Source organism: Xanthomonas sp. D-36-1 (assembly GCF_017746155.1).
Lineage (GTDB): Bacteria > Pseudomonadota > Gammaproteobacteria > Xanthomonadales > Xanthomonadaceae > Xanthomonas > Xanthomonas cissicola.
Map to the genome: position 1 here is coordinate 109,212 of NZ_JAGHWR010000012.1, position 13,891 is coordinate 123,102.

Annotated in this window: 11 protein-coding genes, 1 other RNA gene and 2 pseudogenes; 6 read left to right on the forward strand and 8 right to left on the reverse strand. The window is 62.1% G+C overall.

Features of this window, described 5'->3' with window-relative positions; all coding sequences use genetic code 11:
* Positions 1-80 precede the first annotated feature (80 nt).
* The 3 genes from dnaK to hrcA all read right to left on the reverse strand — a co-directional run bounded on the left by dnaK (position 81) and on the right by hrcA (position 3,798).
* Positions 81-2,006, reverse strand: coding sequence for a molecular chaperone DnaK (dnaK, locus tag J7367_RS04305; RefSeq protein WP_003483635.1), 1,926 nt, complete (start codon positions 2,004-2,006; stop codon positions 81-83).
* A 141-nt stretch (positions 2,007-2,147) separates the two neighbouring features.
* Entirely contained in the window at positions 2,148-2,666 is a 519-nt protein-coding gene (gene grpE, locus J7367_RS04310) for a nucleotide exchange factor GrpE (RefSeq protein ID WP_003483633.1), read from the reverse strand.
* A 100-nt stretch (positions 2,667-2,766) separates the two neighbouring features.
* Entirely contained in the window at positions 2,767-3,798 is a 1,032-nt protein-coding gene (gene hrcA, locus J7367_RS04315) for a heat-inducible transcriptional repressor HrcA (protein WP_057660304.1), read from the reverse strand.
* A 137-nt stretch (positions 3,799-3,935) separates the two neighbouring features.
* Between hrcA and recN the strand changes: the two genes are divergently transcribed.
* The gene (recN, locus tag J7367_RS04320) at positions 3,936-5,600 is read left to right on the forward strand and encodes a DNA repair protein RecN (protein ID WP_057660305.1); all 1,665 of its coding nucleotides are present in this window, start codon (positions 3,936-3,938) and stop codon (positions 5,598-5,600) included.
* A 379-nt stretch (positions 5,601-5,979) separates the two neighbouring features.
* On the opposite strand, the gene fur is transcribed toward recN, so the two are convergent.
* Positions 5,980-6,390: a ferric iron uptake transcriptional regulator gene (fur, locus tag J7367_RS04325; protein WP_005988392.1), complete on the reverse strand. Its 411-nt coding sequence runs from the start codon at positions 6,388-6,390 to the stop codon at positions 5,980-5,982.
* A 104-nt stretch (positions 6,391-6,494) separates the two neighbouring features.
* Here fur and bamE point away from each other — a divergent pair, with 104 nt between their 5' ends.
* Positions 6,495-6,890 carry an outer membrane protein assembly factor BamE gene (gene bamE / locus J7367_RS04330; protein ID WP_007964666.1) on the forward strand — a complete coding sequence of 132 codons (396 nt, stop codon included), beginning with the start codon at positions 6,495-6,497 and terminating at the stop codon, positions 6,888-6,890.
* A gap of 269 nt (positions 6,891-7,159) precedes the next feature.
* Here bamE and J7367_RS04335 read toward each other — a convergent pair whose 3' ends face one another.
* Positions 7,160-7,447: an RnfH family protein gene (locus J7367_RS04335; protein WP_057660306.1), complete on the reverse strand. Its 288-nt coding sequence runs from the start codon at positions 7,445-7,447 to the stop codon at positions 7,160-7,162.
* Between the two features lies 1 nt (position 7,448).
* Complete coding sequence (locus J7367_RS04340) at positions 7,449-7,880, reverse strand: type II toxin-antitoxin system RatA family toxin (protein WP_005913723.1); 432 nt, start codon at positions 7,878-7,880, stop codon at positions 7,449-7,451.
* Positions 7,881-7,940: 60 nt separating this feature from the next.
* Here J7367_RS04340 and smpB point away from each other — a divergent pair, with 60 nt between their 5' ends.
* Positions 7,941-8,444 (forward strand): SsrA-binding protein SmpB, encoded by a 504-nt coding sequence (gene smpB, locus J7367_RS04345; RefSeq protein ID WP_057660308.1) that lies wholly within the window; start codon positions 7,941-7,943, stop codon positions 8,442-8,444.
* 142 nt (positions 8,445-8,586) lie between these two features.
* On the opposite strand, the pseudogene J7367_RS04350 reads toward smpB, so the two are convergent.
* A pseudogene (locus tag J7367_RS04350) lies at positions 8,587-10,765 on the reverse strand (S8 family peptidase).
* 135 nt (positions 10,766-10,900) lie between these two features.
* On the opposite strand from J7367_RS04350, the gene ssrA reads away from it, so the two are divergent.
* The 3 genes and pseudogenes from ssrA (at position 10,901) to J7367_RS04365 (ending at position 13,105) form a co-directional block, all read left to right on the forward strand.
* Positions 10,901-11,297, forward strand: a transfer-messenger RNA (tmRNA) gene (gene ssrA, locus J7367_RS04355).
* A gap of 107 nt (positions 11,298-11,404) precedes the next feature.
* Positions 11,405-11,905: pseudogene (locus J7367_RS04360) on the forward strand (integrase); the annotation flags it as partial.
* Between the two features lie 387 nt (positions 11,906-12,292).
* A complete protein-coding gene (locus J7367_RS04365) occupies positions 12,293-13,105 on the forward strand; it encodes a DUF6216 family protein (RefSeq protein ID WP_209028899.1) in 813 nt (270 codons plus the stop codon).
* Between the two features lie 71 nt (positions 13,106-13,176).
* Here the strand turns inward: J7367_RS04365 and J7367_RS04370 are convergent, their stop codons facing one another.
* The gene (locus J7367_RS04370) at positions 13,177-13,890 is read right to left on the reverse strand and encodes a hypothetical protein (protein WP_244672256.1); all 714 of its coding nucleotides are present in this window, start codon (positions 13,888-13,890) and stop codon (positions 13,177-13,179) included.
* Between the last annotated feature and the right edge of the window lies 1 nt (position 13,891).

Consider the following 13,891-nt stretch of genomic DNA (forward strand, 5'->3'; position numbering starts at 1 on the left):
CGACGCGTAAAGGATATCGGGATGGGGAACGGCTAGCTTTAGCGCTTGCCGATCCCCACTCCCGACTCCCAAATCACGGCTTACTTCTTGTCGTCCTTGACCTCGGTGAACTCGGCGTCCACTACGTCATCGGCGGCCTTGGAGGCCTGGGCGTTGCCGCTGGCCGCATCGGCGTTGCCGCCCTGCTCTGCTGCCGCAGCTGCTGCGTACAACGACTGGCCGGCTTCTTCCAGCGTCTTGGTGCGCGCTTCGATCTGCGCCTTGTCGTCGCCCTTCATGGCGGTTTCCAGATCCGACAGCGCCGCTTCCACCTTGCCAATCACATCGCCACCGACCTTGCTGCCATGCTCGGTGATTGCGGTACGGGTGGCGTGGATCAGACCATCGGCCTGGTTGCGGGCCTGCACCAGCTCCTGGAACTTCTTGTCTTCTTCGCGGTTGGCTTCCGCGTCGGCGACCATGCGCTGGATCTCTTCATCCGACAGACCCGAACCGGCCTTGATCTCGACCTTCTGTTCCTTGTTGGTCTTCTTGTCCTTGGCCGACACGTGCAGGATGCCGTTGGCGTCGATGTCGAAGGACACTTCCACCTGCGGCATGCCGCGCGGGGCCGGCTCGATGCCGGACAGGTCGAACTTGGCCAGCGACTTGTTGAAGCGGGCCTGCTCGCGCTCACCCTGCAACACGTGCACGGTCACGGCCGACTGGTTGTCTTCGGCGGTGGAGAAGGTCTGCGAGGCCTTGGTCGGGATGGTGGTGTTCTTTTCGATGATCTTGGTGAACACGCCGCCCATGGTCTCGATACCCAGCGACAGCGGGGTCACGTCCAGCAGCAGCACATCCTTGACGTCGCCGGCCAGCACGCCGCCCTGGATCGCCGCACCCACGGCCACGGCTTCGTCCGGATTGACGTCCTTGCGCGGTTCCTTGCCGAAGAAATCGGCAACTGCCTGCTGCACCTTCGGCATGCGGGTCTGGCCGCCGACCAGGATCACTTCGTTGATGTCGCTGGCGCGCAGGCCGGCGTCGTTCAACGCGGTGCGGCACGGCTCGATCGACTTCTTGACCAGGTCTTCCACCAGCGCTTCGAGCTTGGCACGGGTCAACTTGATGTTGAGGTGCTTGGGGCCCGACGCATCGGCGGTGACGTACGGCAGGTTCACTTCGGTCTGCTGGCTGGACGACAGCTCGATCTTGGCGCGCTCTGCGGCGTCCTTCAGGCGCTGCAGCGCCAGAGGATCCTTCCGCAGATCGATACCCTGATCCTTGTTGAATTCATCGACCAGGTACTCGATGACGCGGTTGTCGAAGTCTTCGCCACCCAGGAAGGTGTCGCCGTTGGTGGCCAGCACTTCGAACTGCTTCTCGCCGTCCACTTCTGCAATTTCGATGATCGACACGTCGAAGGTGCCGCCGCCCAGGTCGTACACGGCGATCTTGCGGTCGCCGCCGTTCTTGTCCAGGCCATAGGCCAGCGCTGCGGCGGTCGGCTCGTTGATGATGCGCTTGACGTCCAGACCGGCGATGCGGCCGGCATCTTTGGTGGCCTGGCGCTGGCTGTCGTTGAAGTACGCCGGCACGGTGATCACCGCCTCGGTGACCTTCTCGCCGAGGAAGTCTTCGGCGGTCTTCTTCATCTTTTCCAGCACGCGCGCAGAGATTTCCTGCGGCGCCATGCGCTTGCCATCGCTGGTCTGCACCCAGGCATCGCCATTGTCGTGGGCGAGAATGCCGTACGGCACGTGCGAGATGTCCTTCTGCACTTCGCCGTCGGTGAATTTGCGGCCGATCAGGCGCTTCACCGCGTAGAACGTGTTCTTCGGGTTGGTCACGGCCTGGCGCTTGGCCGAGGCGCCGACCAGCACTTCGCCGTCCTTGGTGTAGGCGACGATCGAGGGCGTGGTGCGATCGCCCTCGGAGTTTTCAATGACGCGGGCCTTGCCGCCGTCCATGATCGACACGCACGAGTTCGTGGTGCCGAGGTCAATACCAATGATCTTGCCCATGGATACGCTCCTGATGATTCTGTAGCTGTGTCCGGCGACGCCGGGTCTGGCTGAGATGTGGGGGTGGTGCGCAGGTGTTCAAGCCACCGGCGCACATCTGTGTTTCATGCCTGCGCCTGGCAGTTCAGCCGGCGCTGCGGGTCAGTCGTGCTTGGCCACGACCACCAGGGCCGGGCGCAGCAAGCGGTCGTTGAGCAGGTAGCCCTTCTGGAACACCTGCACCACATGGCCCGGCGCGACGCCCTCGGCCTCGCCCTGGCTGATCGCCTGGTGCTGGTCCGGGTTGAACGGCTGGCCGACCGGATCGAGCAGGGTCAGGCCGTTGTCTGCGGCCACCTTGAGCAATTGCTTGTAGGTCATGTCCAGGCCATCGCGCAGCGGGCTGGGCTCGGTACCGGCGGCGGTGAGTCCCGCGTCCAGGCTATCGAACACCGGCAGCAGCTCGCCCAGCAGCTTCTCGTTGGCGAACTTGCGCGCGTTTTCCACGTCGCGGGCGATGCGCTTGCGCTGGTTTTCCAGGTCGGCGCGCTCGCGCAGGGCGTCGGCCTTGACCAGGGCGATCTCGCTGCGCAGCGATTCGATCTCGGCCTTGAGCGGATCGGTCTCGGGTGGATTCTGGGACAGGTCTTCGGAGTCGAATTCGGGGTGGTCTTGGTTCATATGCAGTTCCCGGGCAAGCGGAACGCCCGCCCCAACGTCACCCCGTATATGGGCGCCTGCGCGCGTTTCAAGCAAACACGATCGCGCCGATCGATGCCGGTTATCGCGTACCGGGAGACTCCATGGCCGCACCCAGGACGTCGGCGGCGGTCTGCACCAGTGGAATCAGCCGGTCGTAGGCCATGCGTTTGGGCCCGATCACCCCCAGCACGCCCAGCACCTGGCCATTGGCGGCGTAAGGTGCAGTGACCAGCGAGACGTCTTCCAGCGACACCATGCCGGTTTCCTCGCCGATGAAGATGCGTACGCCCGGGGCCTGGATGGTGCGTTCGAGCAGTTGCAGGATCTCGCGCTTGCTAGCGAAGGCCTCGAACAGTTCGCGCAGGCGATCCAGGTCCGACAAATCCTGCACGCCCATCAGCCGGGTCTGCCCGGCCATCACCATGTCGTCGGCATCGGCCGGCACCAGCGCCTCGCTGGCCAGGTCCACGCTGTGCGCCAGCAGTTGTTCCATCTCGCTCTTGGCCATGCGCAGCTCGCGCAGCAGGCAGGCGCGGATGTCGGCCAGCGCGCGCCCGGCGAACTGCGCATTGAGGTAATTGGCCATCCGTTCCAGCTCGGCAGGCTCGTAGGCGCGCCGCGGCTCGATCACCCGGTTCTGCACCTCGTTGTCGGCAAACACCAGGATCGCCAGCACGCGGCGCGCATCCAGCGCCACGAAATCGATATGCCGGAACGCGAACTGCTCGCGGCGCGGCGCGCTGACCACGCCGACGAAATGACTCATCGCCGACAGCATCTGCGAGGCGCTGCCCAGCAGCGACTGGGTCCCGTTGCCGCTGGCCAGCTCCGCGCGCAGCCGGCGCACTTCTTCTTCGCCGGGCGGCTGCATCTGCACCAGGCTGTCGACGAATACCCGGTAGCCATGCGCAGTGGGCACGCGTCCGGCCGAGGTATGCGGGGAGCTGAGCAGGCCGACGTCTTCCAGGTCGGCCAGGATATTGCGGATGGTCGCCGGGCTGACATCCAGCCCCGCATGCTGGGCCAGCGTCTTGGAGCCCACCGGCTCGCCGTCGCGGATGTAGCGCGCAATCAGGGTGCGCAGCAACTGGCGGGCGCGGGGGTCGAGCATTGGGGACTGGGACGCGCGCATGGGATCATCCGGTGAGACAGCGCATAGATAATGTCTGGCCCCGGGGATGGCAAGCGTCCGATTCCCCGTCCGCCCCCGCCACCCTAAGCTTCCCCAAAGCATTCACACTCGACCTCATGCTCAGACACCTCTCGATCAAGGATTTCGCCGTTGTCCGTGCCACCGAACTGGAATTCGGGCCGGGAATGACCGTGGTATCGGGCGAAACCGGCGCCGGCAAGTCGCTGATGGTGGACGCGCTGGGCTTCCTGTCCGGCCTGCGCGCCGACAGCGGCGTGGTCCGTCATGGCGCCGAGCGCGCCGAACTGTCGGCCGAATTCCAGCTGCCGGCCGAGCACCCCGGGCTGGGCTGGCTGGCCGATAACGAACTCGACGACGAGGCGCAATGCCAGCTGCGCCGGATCATCCGCGCCGACGGTGGCTCGCGCGCGTGGATCAACGGCCGCCCGGTCACCTCCTCGCAGCTGGCGGAACTGGCCTCGAAACTGGTCGAAATTCATGGCCAGCATGAGCACCAGGCGCTGATGGCCCGGCATAGCCAGCTCGCCCTGCTCGATGCCTACGCCCGCAACAGCGCCCAGCGCGAGCAGGTGCGCCAGGCCAGCCAACGCTGGCAGGCGCTACTGGACGAGCGCGATGCCCTCTCCGCGCAGGGCGATGTTTCAGACCGGATCGGCTTTCTGGAACACCAGCTGGCCGAACTGGAACGCGAGGACCTGGACCCGGCCGCGATTGCCGCACTGGACGTCAATCACCGCCGCCAGGCCCATGCCACCGCGTTGATCGGCGCCTGCGACAGCGTCGCCCAGCAGCTCAACGGCGACGACGGCGCCAGCGCCCTGGGCCTGTTGCAGGACAGCCGCCACGATTTATCGCGCGTGGCCGAGCACGAGCCGCGGCTGGGCGAGGTGGACGCGTTGCTGGACAGCGCCGTCATCCAGATCGAGGAAGCGCTGGCCCTGCTCGACCGCGTGCGCGACGACCTGGAGGCCGACCCGGCCCAGTTCGAGGTGATGGAGCGCCGCCTCGGCCGTCTGCACGATCTGGCGCGCAAACACCGCGTCACACCGGACGAGCTGGCCGCGCATCGCGACCATCTAAGCGCCGAAGTCGAGAACCTGCGCGGCGCCGACGAGCGCCTGCAGCAGCTCGACAAGCACATCGAAACCGCCACCGGCGCCTGGCGCAACGCGGCCGGTGCGCTCAGCGACAGCCGCACCGCCGCCGCCGAGGCGTTGTCGGCCGCGACCACGGCGCTGATCGGCGAGTTGGGCATGGGTGGCGGGCAGTTCCTGATCCAGCTGCAGCCGCACGAGAGCGCCCGGCCAGACCCCAATGGCGCCGAGCGGGTGGAATTTCTGGTCGCCGCCAACGCCGGGCAGCCCCCGCGCGCCTTGCGCAAGGTTGCCTCCGGTGGCGAGTTGTCGCGCATTTCGCTGGCCATCGAAGTGGCGGCGTTGGGCCTGGACAGCGTGCCGACCATGGTGTTCGACGAAGTGGATTCGGGCATCGGCGGCGCGGTGGCCGACATCGTCGGGCAGAAGCTGCGCGCGTTGGGCGAAGAGCGCCAGGTGCTGTGCGTCACCCACCTGCCGCAGGTCGCCGCCAAGGGCCATGCGCATTACCGGGTCAGCAAGGCGCCGGTGGACGGCATGACCCAGAGCGCGGTCGAACTGCTCGGCCCGCAGGCCCGCCAGGAAGAATTGGCACGCATGCTGGGTGGTGTGGAAGTGAGCAAGGAAGCGCGCGCGGCCGCCCGCAAGCTGTTGCAGAGCGCCTGACCGGGCGAGCTGCCCACAAATTCAGACTCCCCGTTCCCTCCGCCGGTGACAAGGCTCCCTCCTCCTGCGGGGGGAGGTGTCCGAAGGACGGATGGGGGCGACATCGCTGCGACGCGACCACGACAGGCGCAAATGCGGTTGTTCCTCATCCGGCGCTGCGCGCCACCTTCTCCCGCCCGCGGGAGAAGCGCTGTCTGGCTGAGCGCGATCTGTCTGCTGCACTGCGAACGGCCGCCCGCCGGCTCCCTTCCCCCGCCCGCGAGGGAAGGTGCCCGAAGGGTGGATGGGGGAAGGCCGTGCATCGAATCCACCAACACGCCCCACAACGGACAAGGCGGCCGAAGCCGCCTTGTCATTCGCACCAGCGCTAGGCCCCAGCTCAGCGCGGACGCTTCTTGCGTACGTACAGCACCAGCGAGTGCTCTTCCAGTTCATAGCCATGCTTGGCGGCGATCTGGCGCTGCAGCGCCTCGATTTCCTCGCTCTCGAACTCGATCACGTGACCAGTGTCCACGTCCACCATATGGTCGTGGTGACCGCCGCGATCCAGCTCGTAGACGGCCTGCCCGCCTTCGAAATTGTGCTTCAGCACCAGGCCGGCCGCCTCGAACTGGGTCAGCACCCGGTAGACCGTGGCCAAGCCGATCTCGTCGCCGTGGTCGAGCAGTTGGCGATAGATGTCTTCTGCGCTGAGGTGATGCTGATTGCTCTTCTGCTCGAGCAGTTCCAGGATCCGCATGCGCGGATGGGTCACCTTGAGCCCGACTTTGCGCAGGTCGTGGGTTTCCATACGTTCTCCGTTCATTGGCGATTTAGCGCCAGCTGCCATCAAACGGGTCGCGGCGACCGGCGGAAGTGTATCATCGGCGTGATTTCCTCAGCACTTAATCCCCGATGCGCAATCTCCTGCTGGTCGCCGCCGTTGCTCTTTCCACCGCTGGCTGCGGCATCATCTACAAGCAGCCGATCTACCAGGGCAATCTGATCAAACAGAACGCCGTGGAGCAACTGCAGGTAGGCCAGAGCAAGCAGCAGGTCAGCGCGTTGCTGGGCACGCCCTCGATCCCCGACCCGTTCCATGCCCAGCGCTGGGACTACACCTCCACGCAGCGCGTGGACCGTCTGGCGCGTACCGAGATCAAGAATTTCACTGTGTTCTTCGAGAACGAACAGGTCGCACGCTGGGAAGGCGACTACTTCCCGTCGCAGGACGAGCAGCTGGCCAAAGCCGCGCCCAAGCAGTTCGGCCGCAACCTGGCACGCGACAAGAAGAAGCAGCGCGGCCGTTGATGTGGTGGCTCTGCGGTGTCGTGATCGCCTGACCGGACCCAAACGCATCCCTTTGAACGGATGCGTTTTTCGTTTTGCCTGACGCCAAAGAGCGCTTCAGTGACCCCGCAGCGCCGAGCCCAGGACCGGTCCATCGCACTTGTTGTTGCATGTCTTAGGTCGAGCCGCGCTCGTTCGAACTCATCGAATACATCGAAGTCTTCAAGACAACGGGCAGAAGCGCTTGGTTTGCAGTGAGGCCAAGTACGTCCTCGCAGCGTTGGAAGTCGCTAGCTGTTGGCGCCGGCTTTCTTGCCTGGTCCGGCACGCCTGCGCCGCGCCTCTTTCGGATCCAGCAACAGCGGCCTGAGCAATTCGACCCGGTCGCCGTCGCGCAACACCTGCTCCGGCCGCGCGACCAGCCCGTGCACCGCATGCGCAGCAGGGGCTTGCTGCAACGCCAAACCGGACGTGGCGACGGCGTCGGCCACCGTTGCGCCTTCAGGCAATTCCAGCTCTACCGAGCTGTAGCGATCCGGCCAGGCCAGCACCACGTCGATACGCATGCCGCCGCGCAACCTAGACGTCGCCGCGATCGGCGACGCGCACGAAATCGTTGACCATGCGGTCGGCCAAGCCCTGAAAGCCCAGCGCCAGCGCCGGGCCAAGCAGCCGCGAGCTGGTCTCCACCTCCAGGGTCAGACTCACCTTGCAGGCGCCCTCGCCCAGCGCCTGGAACTCCCACAAGCCTTCCAGGCGCTTGAACGGGCCGTCGCGCAGATGCATGACGATGCGCTCCGGGCGCTCGAGGATGTTCTCGGTGGTGAACCAGGTGCGGAACGACCCCAGCCCCAAATCCAGGCGCGCCACGATGTGCGCCTGGTCCTGCTCAAGCACATTGGCAGCGTCGCACCAGCCGAAGCGGCGCGGGTAGGCGGCGACATCATTGACCAGATCGAACATGCGGGTGGCACTGTGTTCGACTAGGGCGCTGCGACGGATGGTAGGCATTCGCTAACTTGTGAAAGACGGAAGATCGTTTGACGACACCGAATCGGCGACAATGGGCAGATGAGCAAGAAACAGACCAAGGATAAAGCAAACGGCGCGAAGGCCACGAAAACCATCGCGTTGAACAAGCGTGCGCGCCACGAATACCACCTGGAAGAACGCTACGAAGCCGGCCTGGCACTGCAGGGCTGGGAGGTCAAGGCGATCCGCGCCGGCCGCGCCAACATCGTCGACGGTTATGCCTATGTGCGCTCCGGCGAGATCTACCTGATCGGCGCGCAGATCACGCCGCTGATCCAGGCCTCCACTCACACGGTGCCAGTGGAACGGCGCGACCGCAAACTGCTGCTGCACCGCGCCGAGATCGACAAGGTGCTCACCCGCGTGGAGCGCGAAGGCTACACCCTGGTGCCTACCGCGCTGTACTGGAGCAGCAACAAGGTCAAGCTGGAAATCGCCCTGGCCAAGGGCAAGCAGAATCACGACAAGCGCGACGCCGCCAAGGACCTCGATTGGCAGCGCGACAAGCAGCGCGTGATGCGGCGGCATAATCGCGATGCGTGAGGAGCTGGGATTGTTGATTCGGGATTAGGGATTGGTTACAGCGGCTGTGCGTGGCCTTTCGCACTGCTGGCTTGCGATCCACACATGCAGCGCGGTGAGGCTAGCCCGCCGCTCTTGCGAATCCCCAATCCCGACTCCCGAATCACGTCGCTCCAAGCATCCGCATCAAATTCGGCACTCCCCTGCCCTGCACATAGCGGTCGCGCTGCAGGTCGGTACAGGTATCCAGCAGCAGTTGCTTGACCCGATCGGGGAAGCCGATGAACTCGCGGCGCGCCGATAGGAACCCCGCCAGCACGCCGGAGACATGCGGTGCGGCCATGCTGGTGCCGCTCATCTCCACCATCAGGCTCGCCGGGTCGTCCGGGTCGAAGTCGTAGTAGGCCGACAGGATCTTCTCCCCTGGCGCAACCACATCCGGCTTGCTGCGGCCGTCGGCGGTCGGCCCGCGCGAGGAAAAATACGATACGCCATAGTTATGCGGGCTGCTCTTGTGCACCGAGCCGACCACGATGGCGTCTTCCAGATTGCCGGGGTCGCTGATCGACAGATCCATGTTGGCCGCATACGCATCGCCATCGTTGCGCATCAACCAGGCCAGGCCCTCGTTGCCGGCAGCGATCACCACCAGCACGCCTTGCCGCCACAGCCGGCGTAATTCATTGCACAACGGCGTAAACCCGCAGCCGTAGCTCTCCGGGTCGAAACAGCCGCCCAGACTCAGGTTGACGCCTTGGATGATCAGCTCGCCGGCGCGCTCGTTGATGTCGGCCACCTGCTGCACCGCCTTGATCGTCCACGAGTCGCGGCCGTTTCCGGCATCGTCGAGCACCTTGAAGCCATACAGCTGGGTATCCGGCGCCATGCCGGAAAATTCAAGACTACGCCCGGGCGTGCCGCTCGCATCCGGGATCCAAGCGTGACACTGCCCGGCGATGATGCCGGCGATATGCGTGCCGTGCCCATGCCGATCGAGCCGGGTAAACGTCGTGCCGTCGGCGCGGGTCAACCGTTTGGGCGCACCGCGCCGCGTGCAATCCCACTGTGCCACCACGTTGTCGCGCTCACCCTTGAGGAAAAAGTGCGGGTGACCGGCCGCGATGCCGGTATCCATCACCGCCCAACCGATCTGCTGCCCGCGCGCGCGATACGCCGTGCGTGCCGCATCGGCATGCAGCACATTGCCCGACACATGGATCAACGCGCGTTTTCCGGCATCGCGCCACACCCGCCGAAAACCCAACGTGCGATAGCGATCCTGCAGCGATTCGATCTCGAACCGGGTGAGCCGCGCAGACACGAAACGCTGCAGGCTGTCTTCCAGCTCGATCGCCTCATCCAGCGCATCGCCACTCAGGCCGGTGGTGCGCGCAGCGGCTTCGCGCACATGCTGCAGCAGCAATGCGCGCACACCGGCAGGATCGTTCCCCAACACGCGCCGATCCAGCTCGATCAGCACATCGTGTCGGTGCTCCGGGCCATGCGCTTCGAGCTGCTCGCTGAGGTCCTTGATCAGCACTGCATTGGACACCGGCTGATCGAAGCCCACGCCCACGGCTTGGCGCACCGCGGCGCGCACCTGCGGAATCGACAGATAGCCCGAAACCGAATGCGGGTTGTGCTGCCAGTCCGGATTCAAGCGCGCAGCGGCCAGGTTTTCGAAACGTCCTTTCGCATTGGCGATGTCGTCGGTGAGGTCCGGGTCCAGCGCGATCGGGTCGCGCGTTTCGGCCACATTGATCCAGCGCTGTACGCACTCGGGGAACGGCAGTCAGCCGCAGCAACACCCGGTTGATCGCATCGATCGCCCCCTTGGCCTGCACGGCGCCGGGCACGGACGCGCCCTGAAGCTCGTCCAGCAGCCGATGCAGATCGGCACGTTCCTGCTCGCTCTGCGCCAGCGCGTCTGCCAACAGGTGCAGGTCCTGTTCGCCCGGCACCAGGCCAAGCGTGCTCAAGGCGCGCTGCACGCTTTGATTAAGCGCCGGACCCACATCGCGCGCATCGCAATTGCCCGGCTCGGCCACCGGATACCGCTCGCGATTGACCCAGTACGCCAGCCGCGTACGCTCGCCCATGGGCCGCCCGAACAAGGCCTTGTCCCACTGACAACGCAGCACATCAGCCGGCGGCTTGTTGCCGATGCCATGGATGTAGATCACCGTGCGCGCCTTGCCCTGCACGCGGGTCGCCGCGGGCTCCCGGGCTCCGGCCTGCTGCGCACGTGCAACGTGCGGCCGCGCCGGTTGTTGCGTGCTTGCAGCCGCCTTGCGCGGTAGCGCGCGTGCAGGTTTCGAACGTGGGGGCTTGCCTGTCGCCATCGCTTCGCTCCTTCGTTTGCAGACTGTTCCGTTCGGTAAGGGACTGAAGCCACTGTAAGCGTTGCGCATCTCACCACTTGTGACAGGGCGCGCCGATCCCTACACTGACCTGGTCAGCGTTTTACTGCTTTCCCCGGGGGTGCACTGGTTTCGACGGGGGTCGCGAAGTCGCTTGGCGCATGCCGAGGGGGCAGCTTTCCTCGTTAATCCAGCAGCAAACTTTTAGTTGCCAACGATGACAACTACGGTTCGGACTTCGCTATCGCCGCTTAATTGGCTTTAGTTGTAGTTCTACAGCCGCCTAAGGCGAACCCCCGAACCTACTTGTGCCCGTGCTCGTAGGTGTAGGGTCATTATCACGGAACCATCGGTAGTGGCTGCCTGTCAGCTACCGGTCAGATAAAGCAGGCTGGTTTCCAGGTGCGCTTTGCCAACCGTGCTGCCTGGGAACGAGATCTAACGGAGGGCTAAGCATGTAGTGCTGGGGATGGAGTGCTTCCGGACGGCGGTTCGATTCCGCCCACCTCCACCATCTGATCGCGGAAAAGAGCAGTAAGTGCTTGATTCTGCGAAGGTTAGGCCCGGGGTTTGATGTTCAGTTTGAGCCTGCGTTAGGTATCAAACGAGGTATCAAACCCCGTGCCGAAGCCTTATTTTCTGCGCCGCCCTGCTGGGCTCTATGTGCGCTTTTTCGTCCCGACTGACCTTCAAGCCCTCATCGGCTCACGCTACCTTGTCCGTCCCGTTCGCTTGGCCCTGGGTGATGCTGCCCGTCTGGCCGTGGCACGAACGGCTGTGGCACTCTCGGAAGCATTCGATCAGATGCGGCGGGGGGAAAGCAGCATGAAGGACGATTTGCTGAGCCAGGCTTTGGCCGCATTGCAAGGCAACGAAGCTCAGCCCTACACCATCAAGGTGGGTGGGATGGAACTGTCTGCTGACGGAGCCGAAGACCATGCTCGGCTGCTCGAAGCGTTGAAAAATCTCCCGCTGCCCTCTTCCACAGAAGTGAGGAAGAAGGCCGGGCCGTTGTTTTCTGAACGCGCAGCCATCCATGTTCGTGAGATGAAACGAGTCGGTCGAAGTGCGACCAACATCTTCGACACCGAATACAGCCTCGGATTGTTCGTTGCGTTGGTAACAAAATGGCTAAACTTTCTTTTGTCCAGATCAAACCACTGGACCCGTTTTTGAGAGATAAATCACGGGGTTTGTGTCATTTCCAGGCAGAGCTTCTAGCCCTACCCGATGCGCAAGCAGCGGCTTTTCATCGCGAAAGCGATGCCCACGGTTTTTGCGGAGCAAACAACCATATGTGGGCCCTTAACCTTCTCTTTTTTAGGTATTTTCCTTAGGGAATATTAGATGTGAATTTAAAACATATTTTGAAGGGTGCAGATAGCCAGTGCCCACGATTGAATGAAAATGAACAAAACCTGTACGAAGTGGGTATAATGCGGTCCCAGATGCCGCAATCAAACGGCAAACAAAGACCGCCAATAGCAACCAGAAGGCAGCTGCAAAAAAATGGAATGGCTTAAATTTTTAACGGGCGAGATCGCTGCTGGCTCTATCATTGCTTTTCTTTCGGCAGCCGTCTTTGCATGCTGGCGCTCGGGCTCTCTCCATCCTATCAACACCCGTGTGCTGCGATTATTTATCAGCAAAGACGACATTGAAGACGAAGTCATTCGGAAGAATTTGGCGGATCACTCCGCACTCGCTGGATTTCGAATGGCACATCAAATTCGCGTCCAAACGCTTAAAGACGCTAAGGCTCTCATCGGCTTTTCGGATTTGCACAATATTCCAATCAAACTCATTGGGCATGCCGGCTGGGCATTTGACCTCAAAAGCCATGTCATCCACCCGAAGCGAGTTCACTCTAAGTGGTGGGTGATTCTTCCATTCATCCCTCTCGCAGCATCTATTTTTCTTGCTGTCGTCTTGGGCGTGATTGCAACAAAAGATAGCTTATTGGTTAGCTTGAAAGAGACAGGGACCGATTTATATATTTCAGAAACTGAGGCAAAAACGACAGGGCTTTTTTCAAGCAGGAGCGACACTTTAACTGTCGAACAGTGCAAAAACACTGCCGACAAACAAGTCATCCCGCCCACATTCGACCCGAGAGATCTTAAAATCCTTTGCGAGGTATGGAAAGACCCTGTCCTTAAATCACATTTAGAGAAAGAAGTGCCTAAGCAAAAACGTGCGTCACTGTTTGCCTTCCCGGTCTTGCTATGGTGCGCCTGGCTATTCTTTACCATATGTAGAGAGTTGATCTCTGCAAATAAACTTAAAGATCTTCTAGAAGAGCGTCAGCTAGGCACAAGCTAGGCCTCGCATCGACACTTGAATTGAAGCAATAGATGAGGGGGGGTGCCCCCTCCTCATCTACATACAATTTTTTACTCAATAGGTCTTGGGGATGGACGCTGATACTTTGAGAATGTCTTGTAAAGCGAGGCTGCGCGCTCATCGGCAACAACATTTTCAACACTACTCAACCCACGCCGGGCAATTTCGCCGGACGCTTTGCTATCGCCCACGATATAAGCCAGTCGCAAGTAAGCGAGACTATCAACTATATTTTTATTCTCGCCATCGCTTGCATAGACATCTGACAACCCATAGTAAGCATAAAGATTTCCGGCCACTGCTGCTCGTCGCAGAATACCAATACCTTTATAAAATGGACCATTCAGTGCAGTCTTCTTTCCATAAATGACTGTGGCTGCTTGGTTGCCGGCCTGCGACTCTGCTTTCAGTTGATCCAAACTTAAAGTTTCCAACCTAGCCAATTCTGCTTCGGTGGGATAGCCATGCGAAAAAAGCCACTTCGCTTCGGCTTCTGAGTTTGCGACAAACGGACCACTGATCTTGCAGCCATTTACACCATTCTTACACATGTATTCTTGTGCATCTTGCACGCCACTTAGTGCGGGGGTATTACTTGTCTTTGGAGTTGCATTTGCCGCTGCGCTTTGATCATTGTCAACGGTTGTGGGCGCTTCAGATTGTGCTCTCGCGGCATCTTCATTTACAGCGGGCTTATCGGGCTTTCCACAGGCAGCAAGTGCGATGGAAAGTATTGCCATAGAAAACGTAATTTTTGCTCTCATA